Raw genomic sequence first — 21,682 nt, forward strand, 5'->3', positions numbered from 1 at the left:
TGTGGGGTTTCCCCATGTGAGAGTAGGTCATCGTCAAGATTAAATTCCGAAACCCCTATCTGCGACTGCAGGTAGGGGTTTTGTTTTGCCTGCGAGAAAGTGGTCTTCGATCATGGCCGTGTCTTTTTACGATGAGCCCGAAGCTCGTCCGACTGTCGTTTTGGCCGTCAAGGACAGTCACTCAGGAAATTAGTCCCAAAGTGGCCGCGCAGTTTTTGGTATGGTGCAGCTCGTTTTTTGATGGACTGATGTCACGCGCAGGGAATGGCGTTTAACCCAGTCAAAGAGTTGCTGTAGAAATGCCCGAACCGATCCCGATCAAAGACCATGAAACAGAAACGCGTCTGGTCAACAAGCGGTTGTTGTCTTGCGCGCTGTTCGTGGTTGCCATCACCTGTGCACTGGTTGTGCGCATGTACGTTCTGCAAGTGGTCGAGTTTGACTATCACTCGACGATCTCCGAAAACAATCGGGTGCACGTCCTGCCCATTACCCCGACTCGCGGCCTGATCTATGACCGCAATGGCGTGCTGCTGGCTGACAATCGGCCGAGCTATAACCTGACCATCACCCGCGAGCGCGCGAACGATGTGAAAGGTGAGCTGGACTCGGTGATCAGTCTGCTGCATTTACCCGCTGAAGATCGCACGCTGTTCGACAAGGCGATGAAGCAGGCGCGCCATCCCTTTGTTCCGGTCACCTTGTTTTATGAGCTGACCGAAGAGCAGATCGCCGTATTGGCAGTGAATGAGTTCCGTTTGCCGGGTATCGACGTCGAGCCGCAGTTCGTTCGCAACTACCCACTGGGTGTGCATTTCGCCCACTCGATCGGTTATGTCGGGCGCATTAACGAGAAAGAATCCAAGGCACTGGATACAGTCGAGTACCGTGGCACCCAGTCAATCGGCAAGACCGGCATCGAAAAATTCTACGAGTCCGAGCTGCATGGCCATGTCGGCTATGAAGAGGTCGAAACCAACGCCCAGGGTCGCGTACTGCGAGTGCTTAAGCACACTGATCCAATTCCTGGGAAAAACATCGTGCTTAGCCTCGATGTGAAGCTTCAGGAAGCGGCAGAAGACGCGCTGGGCGACCGTCGCGGTTCAGTGGTTGCTCTTGATCCAGCAACCGGTGAAGTGCTGGCCATGGTCAGCAAACCGAGTTTCGACCCGAACCTGTTTGTCACCGGCATCAGCTTCAAGGAATACGCGGCGCTGCATGACTCCATTGACCGTCCACTGTTCAACCGGGTCCTGCGCGGGTTGTACGCGCCGGGCTCGACGATCAAGCCGGAAGTGGCGATTGCCGGGCTCGACACGGGCGTGGTCACGGCGTCCACACGGGTTTTCGATCCGGGTTACTACCAACTACCGGATTTCGACCACAAATACCGCAACTGGAATCACAGCGGCGACGGCTGGGTCGACATGGACGCAGCGATCATGCGTTCCAACGACACCTATTTCTATGATCTGGCGCACAAGCTCGGCATCGATCGTCTGCACGATTACATGGCGAAGTTCGGCCTCGGCGAGAAGGTCTCGCTGGACATGTTCGAAGAGTCCGCCGGGCTGATGCCATCCCAGGCCTGGAAGCGCGCTACTCACCGCCAGCCGTGGTTCCCGGGTGAAACGGTGATCCTCGGGATCGGCCAGGGCTATATGCAAGTGACACCGCTGCAACTGGCGCAGGCGACTGCGCTGATCGCCAACAAAGGCGTGTGGAACCGTCCGCATCTGGCCAAGACGATCGATGGCGTAGCACCCGTGGATGAGCATCCGATGCCCAACATCCTGCTGAAGAATCCACACGACTGGGACCAGGTCAACCACGGTATGCAAATGGTTATGCACGATCCGCGCGGCATCGCCCGTGCGGCAGCTGTGGGGGCGCAATACCGGATCGCCGGCAAGAGCGGCACCGCACAAGTAGTGGCAATCAAACAGGGCGAACGCTACGACCGTTTGAAGACCCGCGAGCGTAACCGCGACAACGCCTTGTTCGTCGGTTTCGCCCCGGCCGAACATCCGCAGATCGTGATTTCAGTGATGATCGAAAACGGTGAGGCCGGCGGCCGTGTGGCCGGCCCTGTGGTGCGGCAGATCATGGATGCGTGGCTGCTGGACAAGGACGGTCACCTGAAGCCGCAATACGCCAGCCCAAGCAAAACGCCGGGCGATCCTCACGTTTGAAGCGCTGAAAGCTACAGCACCTGTTCATGCCTGCCGAGCAGGTGCTGGAAGCTTTCCAGGAATACCGTTTCGGCCTGAGTCATTTTCTGCTCGCGATTCCAGAGCAGCCGAATATCCAGATCCACCACTCCCTCTTCAGGTGGCAGACGCCACAGCAACCCTTGCTCGACATCTCGCCGCACCAGGTGAACGGGCAAACAGCCGATCCCAAACCCTGCGCAAATCAGCCGATGAATCTCTTCGAAACTGGTCGATGATGCGACGATCTTGCCGGTAAAACCCTGCTGGTCGCGAAACAGCGTCAGCGGTGAAAGATTACCGCCCAACTGGTCACTGGTGAAGCTGACGAAGTGCTCGGCGGCGAGCTGTTCCAGCGTCAGGTTCTCCTGCCCAAACAGCCGATGTCGCTGCCCACAGAAGTACCCGTAACGCTCGCGAAACAGTACGCGTTGCTCCAGCCGAGGCTGGCGCAGTCGGGATAGACCAACGCCTGCCGTCGCAGTTTTTTGCAGCAGTGAACTGATGATATCCGAGCTCCCCATCACCTCGATTTCCAGCTCGACGTTCGGGTGACCTTCATGGAAGTCCGCCAGAAACTCATCGTAGTGCACCGACTGGATGCCGCTGATGGTAAGGATCCGCACCTTGCCCACCACATCATCGTGACGACTCTCGACCACCGTCCCTAACCGTGAAATATCGCCATAAATATCTGCCGCGATACGCAACACTTCTTCGCCAGTCTCGGTGAGGTCGAAGCGCCGGCCGCTGCGGGCAATCAGCACACAATCGAGCTGTTCTTCGAGACGCTTGAGTGCCTGGCTTACCGCTGATTGTGTGATGTGCAGGCGCGCAGCGGCGCGGCTCATGCTGCCTTCCTGGGCGATTACCAGATACGTGCGCAACAGGTTCCAGTCGAGCCGGTCATTGAGAAAGCGTCGGCTGGAATGAGAGAGGGGGGAGGGCATAGAGATTCCTGCTATTAGCAAAGCTAATAGTAAGGTTAAGAAATTGAAAATTGACTAATCCTAGCCCGGCCGCGATAAAGCCCACAAGCACACCGTGCTGTTGATACTCGGCGTCTGGGCTTTGCCCGCCCAAGGGCCGCCCGGTCGCCATCACACACAAGAAGAGGTGAGTTGGTGAATAAGCCTGAACACATGAACACCATTGAATGGCAGGCCCGTTGCGAGTTGGCGGCCCTGTATCGGTTGGTCGCGCATTTCCGTATGACTGACCTGATCGACACCCACATCACTTTGCGGATTCCGGGGCCGGAGCATCATTTCCTGATCAACCGTTACGGGGTGATCTTTGATCGCATGCGCGCCTCTGATCTGGTGCGCATCGACCAGCAGGGCCGAATTGTCGATCCGGCGTACGCAGATCATCGGGTCAACACCGCGGGCTTCGTGATCCATTCGGCAATCCACATGGCGCGTCACGATCTGAACTGCGTGATCCATACGCACACGGCCGCGGGCATGGCGGTGGCCGCACAGAAGAAAGGCCTGCTGCCGATCACTCAGCACGCGCTGAAGTTCTACGGCAAACTGGCGTATCACACCTATGAAGGTATTGCCTTGTCGCTGGACGAGCGTGAGCGGCTGATTGCCGATCTGGGGCCGCACAAGGCGATGATCCTGCGCAATCACGGACTGTTGGTGGGCGGTGCCAGCGTGGCCCATGCGTTCCAGGAAATTTACTTCCTGGAGCGTGCCTGCCAAGCTCAGGTTCAGGCGTTGGCGGGGGGGTGTGAGCTGAATTTTCCGTCGCCAGAAGTCTGTATTCACACGGCTGAACAGTTCGAGCAAGACGATGCCGAGAACATCATCGACCTGGCCTGGTCTGCGGCATTGACCCTGATCGAGTCGCAACGCGAGTCCTATTGCTCATGAACACCGAGTCAGTCGCTCTATGGCACTTGCCAGTCTCTTGACGTTAACGTAAAGATAAGCGCTGGCGCCGATTTCCCATGGCGCAGGTTTTGCTTGAGGGAAGGGCTGTCCGAGGTATCGGGCAAACTTCCCTTTACTGCCATCTGAACCGGGTAGATATTTCCCCATGACGTGCGTGCTTCGTCGCATGTGGAAGTGACCCGGTCAGAGACTGGGCGGACCGATCCGGAGCGCTTGATGACTCTCATAAAAACAATAACTCCAGAGCTGCAACATGAAGCCCGGCTGGCCCGGGAGAAACTTCACCTTGAAGGCGAAGTCCCCAGCGGGGTGTTGCGCGCTGAAATCGATGCCTCTTGGCGGCGCAGCTTGAGCCATGGCGTGCACTTCAATGGCAAGCACGAGCTGGCGCTGGAATCGAGCGCCAGCCTTGAGGTGTTGCTGGCGAGCAATCGCTTGCTGATCGACGCCGCGATGCCGGCCATCGATTACCTGGCCGCGCGTCAGGGCAAGGAAGGGCTGATCATCCTCGCCAATTCCGACGCGACCATTCTCGCGGTCGAAGGCCGCGCCGACCGACTCAAGGGCAGTGGCCTGCAAGACATCACCCTGGGCGCCTGCTGGAGCGAAGCTGTACGCGGCACCAACGCCCTCGGCACTGCACTGGTGGAAGCCCGGCCGACGTTGATCGACTGCGGCGAACATTACCTCGATCGTCTCAGCGATTTTTCCTGCACCTCGGTGCCGATTCATTGCCCTCAGGGCGACATCCTTGGCGTACTTGATCTGACCCGCGAAGGCCCACTGGGTCGGGTGCATGACAGTACCGCGTTGCTGGCCATGGCAGTCAGCCAGATTGAAAGCCGGGTGTTTAACGCAAGTTATCCCGAACAGATTGTGCTGGCCTTCCACAGCCGTCGGCAGTACCTCGAATCGCCCTGGCAAGGTCTGTTGGCGGTGAGCCTCGGCGGGCAGATTCTGGCGGTGAGTGCTCAGGCCTGTCAGTTGCTCAACGCCGAGCGATCAGCCTTGGTCGGCCGCCGTTGCGAAGAGTTTCTCGGGGTCGATGGTCTGCAACTGCTGGCGCGTCTGCAACAAGGCGGGATCGGCAGTCTGCAAACCGCCAAAGGTGAATTCTTTTACAAAACCCTGCGTGCGCCGCAGCGCTCGATCAATGTCGGCAGCACCCCGCGCAGTGGCGCCAAAAATCCAAAATCCCAACCCGATCTCGAATCACTGGCCGGCAGCAATGCGCGTTATGCGCGTGCGTTGCGCATGGCCCGGCAAGGTCTGGCCAATGAGTTGCCGGTGTTGCTGCTGGGGGAAACCGGCACCGGCAAGGAAGTCATCGCACGGGCGCTGCACATGGCCGGCAGCCGTTGCGACAAACCCTTCGTCGCGGTTAATTGTGCGGCGATCCCCGAAGGCCTGATCGAGTCGGAACTGTTCGGCTATCGTGAAGGCGCGTTCACCGGTTCACGGCGGGGCGGGATGATCGGCCGGCTGCAACAGGCCCATGGCGGCACGCTGTTCCTTGATGAAATCGGCGACATGCCGCTGGCACTGCAAGCGCGCCTGTTGCGGGTGTTGCAGGACCGCAAGGTCGCACCGCTGGGGGCGGGTGAAGAGCAAGATATCGACGTTGCACTGATCTGTGCGACTCACCGCGACCTCAAGCGTCTGGTCGAGGACAAACACTTTCGCGAAGACCTGTTCTACCGGGTCAATGGCATCAGCGTGATGCTGCCGGCCTTGCGTGAGCGCGATGATTTCAGTGAGTTGGTGAACCGCTTGCTCGGCAAACTGGATGCGCCTGCGGTCAAGCTCAAAGAGGACCTGAGCAGTCTGCTCGCCGGTTACCACTGGCCGGGCAACATCCGCCAGCTGGAGATGGTGCTGCGTACCGCCCTGGCCATGCGCGAGCCCGGTGAAACCATGCTGAGCCTGGAACACTTGCCCGACAGCATGCTCGACGAGTTGAATGCCTGCGAGCGTTCGTCCTCCGGCAGTATTCGCGAGAACGAACTGGAGCTGATCCGACAGTCCCTCGACAGTCATCATGGCAACGTTTCGGCCACTGCCGATGCGTTGGGTATCAGCCGCGCGACGCTGTATCGCAAACTCAAACAGTTGCGCAGCTGATGCGTCGCTTGATCGTCAGGCTGGTCGACAGCCACAACCCCCAGGCACTGGACGCCGCGCTTGCGTGGCTCTATGGCTTCGTGCGCCCGCATCGATTGGCGATAGCCGGGTTGCTTGGGTTGTCGGTGTGCGCCTCGTTGCTGGTGTTGGTGCAGCCTTGGCTGACCAAGTTGCTGATCGACGATGGACTGTTGGCGCACAACTTTTCCATGCTGGTGCTGATCGCCGGTTTGATGATCGTCGCCGGACTGCTCGGTACTGCGTTGTCGGGGATCAATCGCTACCTGCACACGCGGTTGTCGGGGCGCATTCTGTTTGCCCTGCGCGATGACCTGTATCGACACTTGCAGACCTTGTCGCCAGGCTTCTACGGGCAACGACGGATTGGCGACCTGATGTCACGCCTCGACGGTGACGTCGCGGAGATCCAGCGGTTTGCCGTCGACTCGCTGTTCTCGGCGGTTTCCAGCGTCATCGGCCTGGTCTGCGCGGTGGCGATGTTGCTGACTCTGTCGTGGAAACTTTCGCTGCTGGCGTTGGTGTTGATCCCGCTGGACGTGCTCTGGCTGCGCTGGATGCGGCGTAAGGTCGAGCGTGATGTGCGGCAGTTGCGCGAGCGTTCGGCGGACATGTCCTCGTTCATGGTCGAAACCCTGCCGGTGATGAAATTCATCCAGTCCGCCGGCCAGCAGCAACGCGAAGCGCGGCGCCTCGAGACTCTGGGGCAAGGCTACATGAGCCAGTTGTTGCGCCTGCAAGTCACCGAGTTTTTCACTCAGGCAGTGCCCGGCACACTGACTTCGTTGTCGCGGGCCTGTGCGTTTTTGATTGGTGGTTACTGGGTGGTGCAGGGCACCTGGCAGCTCGGCGCGCTGATTGCATTTTCGACGTATCTGGGGATGGCGGTCGGGCCGGTGCAGAGCTTGCTCGGGTTATATGTGGCGATTCAACGGATGACCGTCAGCCTCGGCCGCGTGATGGAATTGCGCGGTGAACAGCCGAGCGTCGTCACGCCGGTAACGCCACAGCCAATGCCCAGCTCTGGCGAACTGTGTTTTGAAGCGGTGCATTTCAGTCATCCGGGGCGCCCGGTGACTTTACGCGGGATCGAAGCGCGTATTCCCTACGGTTTGAAAGTTGCCCTGAGTGGTGGCTCCGGGGTTGGCAAGTCGACACTGATCGATCTGCTGCAACGGCACCACGACCCGCAGTCCGGCCGGGTGCTGCTGGACGGGATCGACCTGCGTGAGCTTGCGCTGTTCGAACTGCGTCGGCGGATCGCCGTGGTCAGTCAGGACATTGTGCTGTTTCGCGGCAGCCTGGCGGATAACCTTGCTTACGCGGTGCCGGATGCCAGCCGTGAGGCGGTGGCCGAAGTGGCACGGCTGGCGCAGCTCGACAGCTTGATCGCGTCCCTGCCCGAAGGCCTCGACAGTCCTCTGGGCGAGCGTGGCCAACAGTTGTCCGGCGGGCAGAAACAGCGGATCGCCATCGCCCGTGCGCTGTTGCAGGACCCGCTGATTCTGGTACTCGATGAAGCCACCTCGGCGGTCGACGAGGCCACTGAACGGGAAGTCATCGAGGCCATCGACCGACTGTTTGCCGGACGTACACGAATTCTGATCAGCCATCGCCCCTCAACCCTGGCCGATGCCGATTTGCGCTTTGAGTTGTTTGACGGTGTGCTGACACCAGTGCAGGTGCTGCATGAAGCTTGAGCTAAGGGTTGGCGTGGTCGACAGCGGACACTCCGTGGCGCAACGCGGCCAGGTGAGTGCCGGGCGCCGGTTTTATCTGGTCGAGGACGGGCTCGCCGAAGACGAGCTGCGTGACGATCCGCTCGGCCACGGCAGCGCAGTGGTCGAGGCGATCAGTCGGCGTGCTGCCTCGGTACGGTTTTGCGTGGCGCAAGTGTTCGACCAGCGTGGGGTGACCAGCGCCTTGCAAATCGCCACGGCGATCGATTGGCTGGTGGCGCAGGACGTGCGGGTGATCAACCTCAGCCTGGGCTTGCGCCAGGACCGCAGCCTGCTGCGTGAAGCCTGTTCGGCGGCGTTGGCCCGTGGTGTTTTGCTGTGCGCGTCGAGCCCGGCACAAGGCGAGGGCGTATACCCCGCAAGTTACCCGCAGGTGTTGCGGGTGACCGGCGATGCACGCTGCGGCGAACACGAATGGTCGTGGCTCAACAGCCAGCAGGCCGATTTTGCTGCCTGCGTTCAGGGCACGTACCCAGGACAATCCGGGGCCAGTCTCGGTTGTGCGGCGTTGACCGGACATATCGCCAATTTCCTTGCCGGACACCTCGACGCGAGCAATACGCAGATCCTTGAATGGCTGCGGGACAACGCCCGTTATCGTGGCCCCGAGCGGCGAGTCTGGAAATGAGTGCAATCCTGATTCTCGGCGCCGGGCCTGCGGGCGCGGCGGTGGCATTGGGTCTGCGCCGGCTGGGTTATGCGGTAACGCTGATCAGCGATTGGCGGCGTTTCGCGGCGCTCGAAGGCGTCTCGCAGCGGGTGCTCGAAGCCCTGCGCAGCGCCGGTTTGAATCAGGCACTGGTAGAGGCTGCGTTGCCGTCGCAGCGGCAGGTGTCGTGGAACGGTCAGCAGCATGCGCAAAACATCGAGTTTCTACTGGATCGGCCGAGCTTTGATCGAGGCCTGCGTGAGGACTTGCGCCTGGCCGGAGTCGAGCTGATCGAAGGCCGGGTGCTGGCGGTTCACTCCCAGGCGTCGGGTCATCGGATTGAGGTCGAAGGTCATGGTGAGCTGAACACCGGGTTTCTGGTGGAAGCACGCGGTCGTCAGGCGCCGGCGCTTGGCAAAGGACAACGAGGACCGGAGACGGTCAGCCTGCTCAACCGTTGGCAAGGCACGCCCGGCAGCACCGCCAGCGCAGTGGAAAGTCTGCAGGACGGTTGGGTCTGGATGGCGCGGCGGGCCGATGGTCAGTGTTATTGGCAGTTGACCGTGGACGTGGCCAGCGCCGAGTTGCCGGGCAAGGCGCAGTTGCTCGACTACTGCCGCCAGCGCCGTCAGGACTCGCCGTTGGCCGTTGAGTTTTTTGGAGCGCAGCCTGAATCCGATCTGCAACTGCACGCCCGCAGCAGCACGGCGATTCTCAATCCGCAGGTCTGTGGCGACAACTGGATTCGGGTCGGTGATGCGGCCATGGCGGTTGATCCGCTGTCGGGAAACGGCATCTTTCAATCCCTATCCTCAGCGTTGCAGGCGCCGGTGGTGATCAACACCTTGCTGCGTAAATCTGAGCGGGCGGTGTTGGCTCAGCGCTTTCATCAACAGCGGGTCGAGCAGCTGTTTTTGCGGTTCGCGCGCATTGGCCGGGACTTTTATGCCGATGAGTTGCGTTGGCAGGACGAACCATTTTGGCGTGCGCGCCGGCAGTGGCCGGACAGCGAACTTGCTCATGTACCCGCAGACTTTGCGTCTCTGAGCATTGAACGCGCACCGGTGTTGCGCGATGGATTTGTCGATGAGGCCGAGGTGGTGATCACGGCGGATCAGCCATTGGGCATCTGGCATGTGCAAGGGGTGGAGCTGGCGCCGTTGCTGCGCCGCCTGCAAACCGAGCCCACCGAACAAGCGCTGACCGGATTGACCGTGGAGCAGGGGCGGATGGTCAGGAGTTGGTTGTTGGGGCAGGGTTTCCGACCGTAAGAGCTGCCGAAGGCTGCGATCTTTTGGCGTCCACCTCTAAAGATCAAAAGATCGCAGCCTTCGGCAGCTCCTACGGGGGGTGTTTAGAGTTTGATCAGCACCGACTTCAACTCGGTGTAATGTTCGATTGCCGCATACCCCATCTCCCGGCCCACGCCAGACATCTTGTAACCACCAAACGGCAATGCCGGGTCGAGGGCGCTGTGGCAGTTGACCCAGACCGAACCGGACTTGATCCGTGGAATCATCCGGTGCACGGCCGCCAGGTCGTTGGACCAGATGCTCGCGCCCAAACCATACGGACTGTCATTGGCCATGCGCAGCGCATCGGCTTCGTCATCGAACGGGATCGCCACCAGCACCGGGCCGAAGATCTCTTCCTGAACCAGCGAGTGTTTTTGATCGACGTCGACAATCACCGTTGGTTTGACGAAGAACCCAGGGCCGAATTGCTCACCGCCACAGGCGATGGTCGCGCCGCTTTCACGGCCCATTTCGATATAGTTGAACACCCGCGCTTGCTGGCGGGCCGAGATCAGTGGGCCCATTTCAACGCTCGGGTCCAGGCCGTTGCCGAGTTTCATGGCGTTGGCGATGCCGGCAATGTCGGCCACCACATTGTCGAAATGCTTGCGCTGCACATAGAGCCGCGAACCTGCGCAGCAGACCTGACCCTGGTTGAAGAAGATCGCGCTGGCCGCCCCAGCGGCGGCACTGCTGAGGTTGGCATCGGCCATGACGATGGTCGGCGATTTACCGCCCAGCTCCAGGGTGACCCGAGTCATGGAGTCCATGGCGATTTTACCGATCTGCTTACCGACGGCAGTGGAGCCGGTGAAGGTCAGTTTGTCCACCAACGGGTTGTGGGTCAGCGCCGAACCTGCGGTGATTCCGGTACCGGTGACTACGTTGAACACCCCGCTCGGGTAGCCGGCTTCCAGCACCAGCTCAGCGAGTTTCAGCGCGGTCAGCGGTGTTTCATCCGCAGGTTTCAGCACCACGGTGCAACCGGTCGCCAGGGCCGGGCCGAGTTTCCAGCAGGCCAGCAGCAGCGGGAAATTCCAGGCGACGATGGCGCCGACCACACCCACTGCTTCACGACGGATAAAACTGTGGAACTGATCGTCCGGCATCAATGGCAGCGAGACTTCGACGCTGGAACCTTCGATCTTGGTCGCCCAACCGGCCATGTAGCGCAGGAAGTCGATAGACAACTGCACGTCCATGACCTGCGCCACCGCCGCGCTTTTGCCATTGTTCAGGCATTCCAGTTGCGCGAGCAATTCGGCGTCGCGTTCCATCAGATCTGCGAGTTTCCACAGCAGGTTTTGCCGCTCCCGAGGGCGGGTGCGGGTCCAGGCCGAATCATCGAACGCATGACGCGCGGCAAGCACGGCGCGATCAACGTCGTCTGGAGTAGCCTTCGGTACAACGCACAGCACTTCGCCGGTGGCCGGGTTGTGCAGGGGCATGGTCTGGCCGTCGGCGGCCTCGACCCAGTCAGCACCGATCAGCATGCGCGGGGCACGCTGGATGAAAGCCGAAACGGCAGGAAGCAGATAAGGGAGCGGCATGGTGAGACCTCGTCTTGTTCGTGTGACGAGGTCTTTCGCAACGGTTGTGCCAGTTTGCCGAAAGGCTGTGTTTAGCGGGGTTCAGTGCAAAAAGCAGCTGACTGGAGCGCGCTGCACTGTCCCAAACTGAGACGTGAGTGAGACAGATAAAGCCGTTAGCGGCTCAACATGCGGTCGATCACTGCCCACAGTTGTGGATCGTTAAAGTCCTCGATCACCAGATGCGCACCCGCCGCCAGCAGCGTCTCGCGGCGTTGGCTGGTCACCAGGCCTACGGTGAAGATCCCGGCTTTCACCGCCGCCGTCAGGCCGGGGATCGAGTCTTCGAAAGCCAGAGTCACCTCGGCGCTGGCGTGCAAACGTTCGAGGCCGGTGAGGTAGGGCAGAGGATCGGGTTTGGCGCGGGGCAGTTCCTCGGCGACCACGATATGTTCGAAACGCTCACGCAGGCCCAGAGCTTCAAGCATGTGATCGGCATTGGCCCGTGGCGCGTTGGTCACCACGGCGATGCCAATGCCTTGAGCCTTGGCGAAATCGAGTAAACGCACCAGCCCGGCAATCGGCGTCAGTTGCGGCGACAGTTCACGGAAGCGCACTTCCTTGCGTTCGGCGAACGCTTCGCGCTCGGCCACCGAGCGGTTCGGAAACAGGTAGCGGCACATGTTGGCGTTGGCCTGGCCACTCACATGCGCCTCGAACTCGGCTTTGCTGAAGACTCGGCCATCCTCCTCCAGCAACAGCTGTTGCAGCGCCAGCAAATGGAGCGCATCGGTGTCGGTCAGGGTGCCGTCGAGGTCGAAGAGCAAAGCATTGAGCATGGCGCAGTTCCCGTAGCTGAAGCGGTTAAGCGGATAGCTGGCCATCCTATACGCAGGGCGTCATCTATGCTCGTCTCAGAGTGCAACAGTTGTCGCGATATTAGACGCCGCTCACGTTTTTCAGCCGTGATTAAAAGTCGCTATTTATCGCCAATTATCTGATTTTAAAGACTATTTATAAGCTGGCACGCTCCGTGTATTGCTCCTTCGCAGACGTTTCTCTTGCCTCCGCCAGCGACCCGTTCGCTGACGGCAGAAACCATAAAAACGATCATTCAAAAAAATAAGAAAGCACCGTGCGAGGTTCGACGTTGATGAAGAGAAAACTCCGATCAGGCATGAGCGCCAGTCTGCTGGCGCTCGCTGCATGTGCTGCCCTGCATGCTCCGCAAAGCATGGCCGCGCGTGACGCGCAAACTATCCTCAAGGAAACCTGCCAGGGCTGTCATACCCCCGAAGCCGGCAATGCCTTGAGCCGTATCAGCCACCAGCGTAAAACCCCCGAAGGCTGGTTGATGAGCATCGCCCGGATGCAGACCATGCACGGTTTGCAGATCAGTGATGAGGACCGTCGGACACTGGTCAAATACCTCGCCGATACCCAGGGCCTGGCACCGAGCGAAACCGATGGCGTGCGTTACGCGCTGGAGCGCCGGCTCAATACCGCCGAGCATTTCGACGACCAGACCAGCCAGATGTGCGGTCGCTGCCACTCCGGTGCGCGGATCGCCCTGCAACGCCGGCCGGCCCAGGAGTGGGAACGTCTGGTGAACTTCCACCTTGGCCAATGGCCGTCCCTGGAATACCAGGCGCTGGCCCGCGACCGTGACTGGTTCGACATTGCCCGTAAAGACATGGTGCCGCTGTTGGCCAAGCGCTATCCGTTGGACAACCCGGCCTGGAAAGACTGGCAGAAAACCGCTCCGAAGGCCGAGGCGCTGGTGGGTGACTGGAGCTTCAGTGGTCAGTTGCCGGGCAAGGGCGAACTGGCCGGTGTAATGAGCGTCAGCGCCTCGGGCGCCGACCAGTTCAAGGTCACGGTCAAAGGCCAATATGCCGATGGCAGCCCGTTCAATGGCGACGGCAGCGCCATCCTCTACAGCGGCTATGAATGGCGCGGCAACGTGACCATCGACGGCGTGGTCATGCGTCAGGTGTTTGCCGCCAAGGGCACTGAACTGCAAGGCCGGATGTTCGAAACCGAGCACGATGAACGCGGCCTCGACTTTATCGCCGCCAAACAAGGTTCCAGCCGTTTGCTGGCGGTGCAGCCGGGTTACCTGAAGGCCGGTAGCGAAACCGAGGTGACCCTGATTGGCAGCGGCCTGCAAGGCACGCCGAACTTCGGTAAAGGCGTGGAGGTGGCGCAAGTGCTGGAGCAAAGTCCAGAGCGCATCAAGGTCAAAGTCAAAGCGGCCGCCGATGCCAAATCAGGCACACGCGAGGTCACGATTGGCAACTTGAAAGGCGCGACGCTGGCCGTCTACAGCCAGATTGCCGAGGTCAAGGTGGTGCCGGAGTTCTCGGTAGCGCGGATCGGCGAGGGCGGCGGTTCGACACCGAAAGTCCAGGGCCGTTTTGACGCCGAAGCCTGGGGCAACGGTGCCGATGGCAAGCCGTATCGCATTGGTGTGTTCCCGGCGCAGTGGAAGGTTGAAGCCTTCGACGACCGCGCCAAGGAAGACCAGGACGTCAAGTTTGCCGGCACCATGCAGGCCGAAAGCGGCGTGTTCACTCCGGGCGATGCCGGGCCGAATCCGCAACGCAAAATGTCCACCAACAACGCCGGCAACCTCAAGGTGATCGCCGCCGTCGACGACGCAGGGAAATCCCTGACTGGCGAGGGCCATATGATCGTCACCGTGCAACGCTGGAACAATCCACCCATTCCTTGAGTTGGCTGAACGCAACCGTTTCAGACACTTTTTCGGAATGACCGCAGGCCTCGCCAAGCGGGGTTTGCACAGGAGGTTGTAATGGGCGCTATTTTGAATCTGGTCGAGCGCAATCTGCACGAAGTGCACGTCGATGCCGACCGCATGCTGTTTCACATTCCCAGCAGTTCGCTGTTCGCCAGTGATGAGCTGACCGGCACCATCATCGATACCTTGCGTGGTCCTGGCTGTTCTTCGGAGGACTTGATCCAGCGCTTGGCCGCACGCTTCAACGGTGAAGAAATCACCGAAACCCTGCGTGAGTTGATCTCCCTGGAACTGGTCAGCGACGGTTCGCCACTGACCCCGGACATCGGCACCAAGCGGGTCGAACGCACGGCGATCAATACCGTGGTGCTCAACGTCAATACCGGCTGCAATCTGAGCTGCACCTATTGCTACAAGGAAGATCTCGACAAGCCGTCAGCCGGCAAGAAGATGGACGTCGACACCGCTGTCGCGTCGGTGGAAATGCTGCTGCGCGAATCCCCTGACGAAGAGCGTTTCACCGTGGTGTTTTTCGGCGGCGAGCCGCTGAGCAACCGCAAGCTGATCGAGTACATGGTCGACTATTGCGAGAAGCGGTTTCGCGAGGCCGGCAAGTTCGTCGAATTCGTCATGACCACCAACGCCACGCTGCTCACTGAGGAAACGGTCGACTACCTGAACGCCCACCGCTTCGGCTTGTCGGTGAGCATCGACGGACCGAAAACCGTGCACGACCGCAACCGCATCACCGTGGGTGGGCAGGGCACTTATGACGTGGTGCGGCGCAAGGCCGAGATGCTGCTGTCGCGCTACAACAGCCGCCCGGTTGGTGCGCGGGTGACCTTGACCACCGGCGTCACCGATGTCGAAACCATCTGGGATCACCTGTTCAACGAGTTGGGTTTCGCTGAAGTCGGTTTTGCCCCGGTGACCTCGGGCGACATCAGCACTTTCAACCTGTCCAGCGACGAGCTGATCGAAGTCTTTGCCAACATGAAAAAGCTCGGTCGGCGTTATCTGGAAGCAGCGCTGGAGCACCGCAACATCGGTTTCTCCAACCTGCACCAGCTGATCACCGACATCCATGAGGGCCACAAAAAAGCCCTGCCGTGCGGTGCCGGGCTGAAGATGCTGGCGGTGGACCACAAGGGCGAACTCAACCTGTGCCACCGTTTCACCGGCTCGTCATTGCCGACCTTCGGCAACGTCCACAGCGGTGTGAAGCAGGTCGAGTTGAACGACTTTTTGTCCCAGCGCCTGGACCGGACCAACACCGGCTGCGAAGACTGCCAGATCCGCAACCTGTGTTCCGGCGGCTGCTATCACGAGAGCTACGCCCGTTATGGCGACCCGACTCACCCGACCTATCACTACTGCGAACTGATGCGTGACTGGGTCGACTTCGGCATCGAGGTCTACACCCGGATCATGGCTCACAACCCTGCGTTTATCAGCGGTTACATCACTCCGCGCAAGGCTCACTGATATGAAACATCTCAAGGCAATCAATAACAAAGCCCAGAAGCTCGATCAGGCCGCGGCCGAAAACCGTATCGAAGAAGTGGTGGCCATGAGTTCCGTCGCCGGCTGCGCCTCGACCACCGACCCGGGTTGGGAAATCGACGCCTTTGGCGGTGTGTCGTCGCTGTGCCAGCCGATGGAAGCCGACCTTTATGGCTGCTCCGACCCGTGCTGGTGGCCGGCCCAGGTGCCGGACATGATGAGCACCTACCCGGACTGGAACAAGGACGCCCAAGCCTCCAACGAGAGCTGGCGCAACCTGGGCACAGTCTTCCCAAAAGACAAATAGCCCGAAAAAAAATAGCGGAACAGAAGAAGGATTCCTGCATGCGACACATCAATGCCTGCGGCTTGGCCGCTTCCGCCATCCTGAGTGTCTGTTCACTCAGCGTTCTGGCCGATGAAAACACCGTGCTTCAAAGTGGTCACGAATACATGTTGACCACCAATTACCCGAACAACCTGAACGTCATCGACCTTAAAACCGACAGCCTCTACAAGACCTGCAAACTGCCGGACGCCTTTGGCCCCGGCACCATTCAACTGTCGCCGGATCACAAGACCGCCTACGTGCTGAACAACCACTACGCGGACATCTACGGCGTCGAACTCGACAGCTGCAAACAGGTGTTCCACGCCAGCATCACCCAGCAACCGGGGGAGAAGGCACGTTCGATGTTCGCGTTCACCCTCAGCCACGACGGCAAGGAGTTGTACACCGTCGCCAACCCGACCTTGATGCTCAATGACCACTATGAAGTGCAGCCGCCACGGCTGGATGTGTACGCCACAGATGCTGGCATGAGCGCCAAACCGCTGCGCAGCTTCCCGGCACCGCGGCAGCTGACCATCATGCAAAGCGGTGATGACGGCACGCTGTATGTGGCCGGTGCGGACATCTACAAGGTCAATGTGAAAACCGGCAAGTTCGACGTGCTGATCCCTAGCCGTCACTGGAAACGTCCCAACTACAGCGCACCGGACGTGCTCTACGTGTGGAACCAGCAGACGTACCGACATGACTTCTCGCTGCTCTACACCACGGCGAAATTCAAGGACAAAAAGCAGGACCCGGCCACTGCCGAAAACCTCTACGGCTTGTTCAGCATCGACCTGAAAACCGGCAAGACCGAAACCACCGATTTCGGCCCGCTGATCGAAATCTATTTCAGCGGCATGCGTTCGCCGAAGGACCCGAACCTGATGTTTGGCGTGCTCAATCGTCTGGCCAAGTACGACATCAAACAGAAGAAGCTGCTTCAGGCGACGAACCTGGATCACTCCTACTACTGCATTTCCTTCAACAAGGACGGCAGCAAGATCTACCTGGCCGGGACCTTCAATGACGTGGCGATCTTTGATGCCGAGAGCCTGAAACAAATCGGCAGCATCAAAATGCCGGGCGGCGACATGGCGATCACCACGGCGCAGGTGTTTGTTCGGTAGCGGCGGCGTCTGAGCGGACGCATTTGCGAGCAAGCCCGCTCCCACACTGGATCTCGGTCGTACACACATTTTGTGTGCACCGAAAATCTAATGTGGGAGCGGGCTTGCTCGCGAAGAGGCCCTTACAGACGCTCGAGCATCAAGCCCCGGGAACCGGGCAACTCAGGTCACCTTCCTGGCAATCCCTTCATAAGCCAGCCAAGGCACATCGTGAGAGGTCCAGATGTGTGCCTGCGGCGTCATCCCTGGATCATCATCGAGCGTCGCCACCCGCACGATCACATGCGGCTGAGCCAAACGCTCGGCCATCAGATGCGAGCCACACTGGGAGCAGAAGTGTCGCAGCTTGCCGGGTGAGGACTCGAAGGATGACAACTTCTCCAAACCCCTGGTCCAACGAAAATGCTCACGCATGACCCCGGCCGTCGAAGCAAACGCCGCCGCATGCGCCTTGCGACAGGTGTGGCAATGGCAATGACTGATCGGCATGTCTAGGCTGTCGAGTTCATAGGCGATGGCCTTGCACAGGCAACTGCCGTGGAGTGTATTCATCGAGTGTTCCTTCACGGGTCTGATGGGCTGACTGACGAGCGGTAGAGTGTGGACGTTACCACCGTTAACCGGGGGTGTTGAGCTCATAAAGGCTCTCGTATTGGCGGGGCATACTTGTTTAATGCAACTCATAGGTTGCTCATCCGACCATCCAGGCCTAGTGTTCATCAAAGGAGGTGACTTATGCACTCATCAGATCGCATCGAAAGAAAGATCCTGCTCAAGGCTCCACGCTCTACGGTCTGGCGCGCTCTGGCCAATGCCGAACTCTTCGGCAAGTGGTTTGGCGTTGCGCTCGATGGCAAACGCTTTGTCGCCGGTGAGCGAACCCAGGGACAAATCACTTATCCAGGCTATGAACATCTGGTCTGGGACGTTCAGGTGGCGCGGGTCGAGCCCGAGCGGGTGTTTGCGTTCCGTTGGCATCCGTATGCGGTGGAGCCGGACATGGACTACTCGTCGGAGCCCACCACCCTGGTGCTGTTCGAGCTCGAAGACATGGACGGCGGCACTTTGCTGAAGGTCGTGGAGTCAGGTTTCGATAACATTCCGGCAGAGCGCCGTCTCAAAGCCTTCCGCATGAACAGTCGGGGCTGGGATGACCAAATGACCAACATCGAGACGTACCTTGCCGCACCCTGACGCCTTAACACTGGATGTACCGTCGGCCGCCACTGCGCTGGGCCGCTCGGCGCTGACCTTCGCCGCACTCGGCGACGAAACCCGGCTGCGGCTGATCGACGTGCTGTGCGGCGGGGGGGCGATGTCGATCGCGCAACTGACCGCGGGCACCGACATCAGCCGCCAGGCCGTGACCAAACACCTACGGGTGCTGGCGGACGCCGGTCTGGTGCGTGACACCAAACTAGGGCGTGAGCGCCGGTGGGTCTTCGAGCCGATGCAACTGGACGAGGCGCGCCGCTCGCTGGAAATCATCAGCCAGCAGTGGGACCACGCGTTGAAGAATTTGAAATCCTTTGTCGAGTAATGAACGGACCCACCCTGTTTGAAGCTTATCTGACGTAATACTTGCGACTCAGGTGCTTGAGACCTGACGGCTCTAAGGGTTTTCGGAAGTGCTGCAATGGCGAATATCTTACACGCGATGGTAACGATGTCGTCTGTTTCAGATTGGATCCGAAGTTTAATCTACACCCATCAACTGAAGCGCAGGACGCGCTCAGGGTCATGGATGATCGACCATTTGCAAGGATCGCAGCGACAGGATGTCGTCATGGTCTTGAAAACCCGCTTCGGCGGGTTTTTTTTCGTCTGCAGGAAATGGCCGCTTGGGGCTTAACCTGATGCATAGCCAATGGCTTACGCACGGTCGATGCTATGTCGTCTTTTGCGCTATTGGTTTCAGGCCTAATCTGACTCCATCAACTGCAGCGCAGGACGCGCTCAGGGTCATGGATGATCGACCATTTGCAAGGAACGCAGCGACAGGATGTCGTCATGGTCTTGGAAAACCCGCTTTGGCGGGTTTTTTTATGGGCGCTGTAAAAGTCTGTTTCAGACCTGACCAAACGCTTTATCAAGCCGTGCCGCTGCACGCTCGGTGATCTGCGTGCGTTGAGCGCGCGCCGCCGCCGTACGGCGTTGAGCTTCTTCGAGCACGGCTTTGGGCGCGGTGTGCGGGTCGCCCGAGGTGAAGGGCGGTGCGGGCGCATATTCGAGTTGCAACTGCACCAGTTGCGCGGCGTCATCGCCATACAACTCAGCGGCCAGGGTCAGGGCAAAATCGATCCCTGCGGTGATCCCGCCACCGGTCAGCAGATTACCGTCGCGCACCACCCGATCCCGAACCGGAATGGCGCCCAACAGACTCAGCAACTCATGGTAGGCCCAGTGGGTCGTCGCGCGTTTGCCCTTGAGCAATCCAGCGGCGCCGAGCACCAATGCGCCGGTACACACCGAGGTCACGTAGCGTGCCTTGGCGGCGTGTTTGCGAATGAACGCCAGGGTCTGCGGATCTTCCATCAATGCTCCGACGCCGCTACCGCCGGGGATGCAAATCACGTCCAGGTCCGGGCACTCATCGAATGTCGTGGTCGGCTTCAGGACCAGGCCGGTGCTTGCCGTCACAGGGATCAGGTCCTTCCAGATCAAATGCACCTTCACGTCCGGCAGCGAGGCCAGAACATCGTAAGGTCCGGTCAGGTCCAGTTGTTGCACCTGTGGAAACAATAGAAAACCGATCTGCAACGTCATGACGCTATCTCCTTGGTCTGCATGCTCACACCCGGTTCGGGTGGACGGTTTGACTGTATGCTCGTAGGATTTGGCGCATACGCCAATTAGCCCTCGAATTACGCCAATCATGTCGAACTCACCGAAAACCATTCATGTGCTGGCCTTCGCCAATGTGCAACTGCTTGATGTCACCGGGCCGTTGCAGGTGTTTGCGTCGGCCAACGACATTGCCGCTCAGCGAGGGTTGCCACAGCCCTATGCGCCGACGGTAATTGTCGATGGCGGCGGGGCGGTGATGTCCTCGGCCGGGTTGGCATTGCTGGCCGAACCGTTGCCGGGCGGACCTTCCGACACGCTGATCATCGCTGGCGGTTGGGGTGTTTATGCGGCGGTCGAAGACGCTGTGCTGGTGGACTGGGTGCGCCAGCAGGCTGCAGTTTCCCGGCGCGTGGCGTCGGTGTGCACCGGCGCATTTTTACTGGCCGCCAGCGGCTGGCTTGATGGTCGTCGGGTGGTCACCCACTGGACCCGTTGCGATCAGCTGGCGCAAAAGCACCCGAAACTGCGGGTCGAACCCAACCCGATTTTCATCAACGACGGCCCGGTCTGGACCTCGGCCGGGGTCACGGCCGGCATCGACCTGGCGTTGGCGCTGGTGGAAGCGGATCTCGGGCGAGAAATGGCGTTGGCCGTTGCCCGGCAACTGGTGGTGTTCCTCAAGCGCCCGGGTGGCCAGTCACAGTTCAGCGTAACCCTGGACCTGCAACAGCACGGCAACCGCTTTGATGAACTGCACGCCTGGATCGCCGAAAACCTCAGCCTGGACCTCGGTATCCCGGCGCTGGCCTTACAAGCCGGCATGAGCGAACGCAGCTTCATCCGGCACTATCGCGCCGACACCGGCCAGACCCCGGCGCGGGCCATCGAACTGATCCGCGTCGAAACTGCACGGCGGCTGTTGAGCGACACCGGAGTGCCGATCAAGCGGATCGCCGTGCAATGCGGGTTCGGCAGCGAAGAAACCCTGCGCCGCAGTTTCCTGCGGGCCATGGGCGTGACACCGCAGGCGTACCGCGAACGGTTTTCACGGGAGAGTGTTGTTGAGGAGGCTTGAGTCGCCCCTAGGCTTCCATTTCTGACGGCTGGTTGAAGTATTTCGAGCGGTCCGGGGTGAAGGTCACGACCATTCTGGTGCTGGAGCAGGTCATCGTCCGTTCCTGAGTCAGGTCGATGTCAAGGTCTTCACCGCGCAGGCCTTGCCATTGGGCGAGGTATTTGAGGGAGCCGAACTTGTCGCGTTTCTTCAGGCTGCGGCTGACGCCACCTTTCCAGCCGAGTACCGGGAGTTCGCCGGCCAGGCAGCGTTTTGAAAGATCGGGGAATTTAGCAGCACGTTCGCGACCGATTTCCCAGCATTTGATCAGACCTTTGTCTTCGGATTCCCAGAGTTGATCCCGGTTCAGGCCCGATCGGGGAGGTGCTTTGATGCTGCATTGGATGCGCTGGGTCATTCTGGTTCCTTGAATGCGGGTTTTGTTGAACAGCTCCGCTGTACCCGTTGAGGGGGCGATGTTATGAGGCGGATGGCTGGCGTGCAACCGCATATTTCAGGATGTGGGATCGCCAGGATCGCAGTCTGCGGCAGCTCCTACGCAAATCCGTAGATACCGTCTTGAGCCTCACCGGGCAAGCGCAAGTTTCGGGTCAAAGGGTTGACCCGACTTGAGCACGCCGTAAACGAAGT

The 21,682-nt window shown here is 59.9% G+C and carries 19 protein-coding genes; 13 read left to right on the forward strand and 6 right to left on the reverse strand.

The annotated features are described in order from the left end of the window. The first annotated feature begins 299 nt into the window (after positions 1-299). Positions 300-2,192, forward strand: coding sequence for a penicillin-binding protein 2 (mrdA, locus tag ACIPIN_RS27510; protein WP_401124395.1), 1,893 nt, complete (start codon positions 300-302; stop codon positions 2,190-2,192). An 11-nt stretch (positions 2,193-2,203) separates the two neighbouring features. Here the strand turns inward: mrdA and ACIPIN_RS27515 are convergent, their stop codons facing one another. Continuing rightward, a complete protein-coding gene (locus ACIPIN_RS27515; RefSeq protein ID WP_401124397.1) occupies positions 2,204-3,160 on the reverse strand; it encodes a LysR family transcriptional regulator in 957 nt (318 codons plus the stop codon). 174 nt (positions 3,161-3,334) lie between these two features. Between ACIPIN_RS27515 and ACIPIN_RS27520 the strand changes: the two genes are divergently transcribed. The 5 genes from ACIPIN_RS27520 to ACIPIN_RS27540 all read left to right on the forward strand — a co-directional run bounded on the left by ACIPIN_RS27520 (position 3,335) and on the right by ACIPIN_RS27540 (position 9,909). Further along, a complete protein-coding gene (locus tag ACIPIN_RS27520; RefSeq protein ID WP_401124399.1) occupies positions 3,335-4,090 on the forward strand; it encodes a class II aldolase/adducin family protein in 756 nt (251 codons plus the stop codon). A 237-nt stretch (positions 4,091-4,327) separates the two neighbouring features. Then, entirely contained in the window at positions 4,328-6,232 is a 1,905-nt protein-coding gene (locus ACIPIN_RS27525; RefSeq protein WP_401124401.1) for a sigma-54-dependent Fis family transcriptional regulator, read from the forward strand. Continuing rightward, positions 6,232-7,950 carry an ABC transporter ATP-binding protein gene (locus tag ACIPIN_RS27530; protein WP_401124404.1) on the forward strand — a complete coding sequence of 573 codons (1,719 nt, stop codon included), beginning with the start codon at positions 6,232-6,234 and terminating at the stop codon, positions 7,948-7,950. The genes ACIPIN_RS27525 and ACIPIN_RS27530 overlap by 1 nt, the downstream gene beginning before the upstream one ends. Continuing rightward, positions 7,940-8,617 (forward strand): S8 family serine peptidase, encoded by a 678-nt coding sequence (locus ACIPIN_RS27535; RefSeq protein ID WP_401124406.1) that lies wholly within the window; start codon positions 7,940-7,942, stop codon positions 8,615-8,617. Before ACIPIN_RS27530 ends, ACIPIN_RS27535 begins: the two co-directional genes overlap by 11 nt. Next, a complete protein-coding gene (locus tag ACIPIN_RS27540; protein ID WP_401124407.1) occupies positions 8,614-9,909 on the forward strand; it encodes an NAD(P)/FAD-dependent oxidoreductase in 1,296 nt (431 codons plus the stop codon). Before ACIPIN_RS27535 ends, ACIPIN_RS27540 begins: the two co-directional genes overlap by 4 nt. An 83-nt stretch (positions 9,910-9,992) precedes the next feature. On the opposite strand, the gene ACIPIN_RS27545 is transcribed toward ACIPIN_RS27540, so the two are convergent. Together ACIPIN_RS27545 and ACIPIN_RS27550 are read right to left on the reverse strand one after the other, a co-directional pair. Continuing rightward, on the reverse strand, positions 9,993-11,483 hold the full coding sequence (locus ACIPIN_RS27545; RefSeq protein ID WP_401124408.1) for an aldehyde dehydrogenase family protein: 1,491 nt from the start codon (positions 11,481-11,483) through the stop codon (positions 9,993-9,995). A gap of 155 nt (positions 11,484-11,638) precedes the next feature. Further along, a complete protein-coding gene (locus ACIPIN_RS27550) occupies positions 11,639-12,301 on the reverse strand; it encodes an HAD family hydrolase (protein WP_401124410.1) in 663 nt (220 codons plus the stop codon). A 314-nt stretch (positions 12,302-12,615) separates the two neighbouring features. On the opposite strand from ACIPIN_RS27550, the gene peaA reads away from it, so the two are divergent. From peaA to peaD, 4 genes are all read left to right on the forward strand, one after another. Then, positions 12,616-14,196: a quinohemoprotein amine dehydrogenase subunit alpha gene (gene peaA / locus ACIPIN_RS27555; protein ID WP_401124413.1), complete on the forward strand. Its 1,581-nt coding sequence runs from the start codon at positions 12,616-12,618 to the stop codon at positions 14,194-14,196. 81 nt (positions 14,197-14,277) lie between these two features. Then, entirely contained in the window at positions 14,278-15,708 is a 1,431-nt protein-coding gene (gene peaB / locus ACIPIN_RS27560) for a quinohemoprotein amine dehydrogenase maturation protein (protein ID WP_401124414.1), read from the forward strand. Position 15,709: 1 nt separating this feature from the next. After that, on the forward strand, positions 15,710-16,033 hold the full coding sequence (gene qhpC, locus ACIPIN_RS27565; RefSeq protein WP_054596428.1) for a quinohemoprotein amine dehydrogenase subunit gamma: 324 nt from the start codon (positions 15,710-15,712) through the stop codon (positions 16,031-16,033). A 38-nt stretch (positions 16,034-16,071) separates the two neighbouring features. Then, positions 16,072-17,190 (forward strand): quinohemoprotein amine dehydrogenase subunit beta, encoded by a 1,119-nt coding sequence (peaD, locus tag ACIPIN_RS27570; RefSeq protein ID WP_401124418.1) that lies wholly within the window; start codon positions 16,072-16,074, stop codon positions 17,188-17,190. Positions 17,191-17,352: 162 nt separating this feature from the next. Here the strand turns inward: peaD and ACIPIN_RS27575 are convergent, their stop codons facing one another. Further along, positions 17,353-17,742 (reverse strand): GFA family protein, encoded by a 390-nt coding sequence (locus ACIPIN_RS27575; RefSeq protein WP_401124421.1) that lies wholly within the window; start codon positions 17,740-17,742, stop codon positions 17,353-17,355. A 183-nt stretch (positions 17,743-17,925) separates the two neighbouring features. Between ACIPIN_RS27575 and ACIPIN_RS27580 the strand changes: the two genes are divergently transcribed. Both ACIPIN_RS27580 and ACIPIN_RS27585 read left to right on the forward strand, forming a co-directional pair. Next, positions 17,926-18,384 carry an SRPBCC family protein gene (locus ACIPIN_RS27580; RefSeq protein ID WP_401124423.1) on the forward strand — a complete coding sequence of 153 codons (459 nt, stop codon included), beginning with the start codon at positions 17,926-17,928 and terminating at the stop codon, positions 18,382-18,384. Next, positions 18,371-18,730 (forward strand): ArsR/SmtB family transcription factor, encoded by a 360-nt coding sequence (locus ACIPIN_RS27585; protein ID WP_401124426.1) that lies wholly within the window; start codon positions 18,371-18,373, stop codon positions 18,728-18,730. Before ACIPIN_RS27580 ends, ACIPIN_RS27585 begins: the two co-directional genes overlap by 14 nt. A 527-nt stretch (positions 18,731-19,257) precedes the next feature. On the opposite strand, the gene inhA is transcribed toward ACIPIN_RS27585, so the two are convergent. After that, complete coding sequence (gene inhA / locus ACIPIN_RS27590; RefSeq protein ID WP_401124428.1) at positions 19,258-19,956, reverse strand: isonitrile hydratase; 699 nt, start codon at positions 19,954-19,956, stop codon at positions 19,258-19,260. A 109-nt stretch (positions 19,957-20,065) separates the two neighbouring features. Here inhA and ACIPIN_RS27595 point away from each other — a divergent pair, with 109 nt between their 5' ends. After that, a complete protein-coding gene (locus ACIPIN_RS27595; RefSeq protein WP_401124430.1) occupies positions 20,066-21,052 on the forward strand; it encodes a GlxA family transcriptional regulator in 987 nt (328 codons plus the stop codon). 7 nt (positions 21,053-21,059) lie between these two features. On the opposite strand, the gene ACIPIN_RS27600 is transcribed toward ACIPIN_RS27595, so the two are convergent. Then, positions 21,060-21,449, reverse strand: a complete 390-nt coding sequence (locus ACIPIN_RS27600; protein ID WP_401124433.1) for a hypothetical protein — start codon at positions 21,447-21,449, stop codon at positions 21,060-21,062. Positions 21,450-21,682 lie beyond the last annotated feature (233 nt).

This window comes from Pseudomonas sp. NPDC087697 (assembly GCF_044743155.1).
Taxonomy (GTDB): domain Bacteria; phylum Pseudomonadota; class Gammaproteobacteria; order Pseudomonadales; family Pseudomonadaceae; genus Aquipseudomonas.

Coding starts and splice junctions, on each gene's coding strand:
- ACIPIN_RS27535 (WP_401124406.1), top strand. CDS start 7,940: ATGAAGCTTGAGCTAAGGGTTGGCGTGGTCGACAGCGGACACTCCGTG.
- ACIPIN_RS27580 (WP_401124423.1), top strand. CDS start 17,926: ATGCACTCATCAGATCGCATCGAAAGAAAGATCCTGCTCAAGGCTCCA.
- ACIPIN_RS27575 (WP_401124421.1), bottom strand. CDS start 17,742: ATGAATACACTCCACGGCAGTTGCCTGTGCAAGGCCATCGCCTATGAA.
- ACIPIN_RS27550 (WP_401124410.1), bottom strand. CDS start 12,301: ATGCTCAATGCTTTGCTCTTCGACCTCGACGGCACCCTGACCGACACC.
- ACIPIN_RS27525 (WP_401124401.1), top strand. CDS start 4,328: ATGACTCTCATAAAAACAATAACTCCAGAGCTGCAACATGAAGCCCGG.
- ACIPIN_RS27600 (WP_401124433.1), bottom strand. CDS start 21,449: ATGACCCAGCGCATCCAATGCAGCATCAAAGCACCTCCCCGATCGGGC.
- qhpC (WP_054596428.1), top strand. CDS start 15,710: ATGAAACATCTCAAGGCAATCAATAACAAAGCCCAGAAGCTCGATCAG.
- mrdA (WP_401124395.1), top strand. CDS start 300: ATGCCCGAACCGATCCCGATCAAAGACCATGAAACAGAAACGCGTCTG.
- ACIPIN_RS27595 (WP_401124430.1), top strand. CDS start 20,066: ATGTCGAACTCACCGAAAACCATTCATGTGCTGGCCTTCGCCAATGTG.
- ACIPIN_RS27545 (WP_401124408.1), bottom strand. CDS start 11,483: ATGCCGCTCCCTTATCTGCTTCCTGCCGTTTCGGCTTTCATCCAGCGT.
- ACIPIN_RS27530 (WP_401124404.1), top strand. CDS start 6,232: ATGCGTCGCTTGATCGTCAGGCTGGTCGACAGCCACAACCCCCAGGCA.
- peaB (WP_401124414.1), top strand. CDS start 14,278: ATGGGCGCTATTTTGAATCTGGTCGAGCGCAATCTGCACGAAGTGCAC.
- peaD (WP_401124418.1), top strand. CDS start 16,072: ATGCGACACATCAATGCCTGCGGCTTGGCCGCTTCCGCCATCCTGAGT.
- ACIPIN_RS27515 (WP_401124397.1), bottom strand. CDS start 3,160: ATGCCCTCCCCCCTCTCTCATTCCAGCCGACGCTTTCTCAATGACCGG.
- inhA (WP_401124428.1), bottom strand. CDS start 19,956: ATGACGTTGCAGATCGGTTTTCTATTGTTTCCACAGGTGCAACAACTG.
- ACIPIN_RS27540 (WP_401124407.1), top strand. CDS start 8,614: ATGAGTGCAATCCTGATTCTCGGCGCCGGGCCTGCGGGCGCGGCGGTG.
- peaA (WP_401124413.1), top strand. CDS start 12,616: ATGAAGAGAAAACTCCGATCAGGCATGAGCGCCAGTCTGCTGGCGCTC.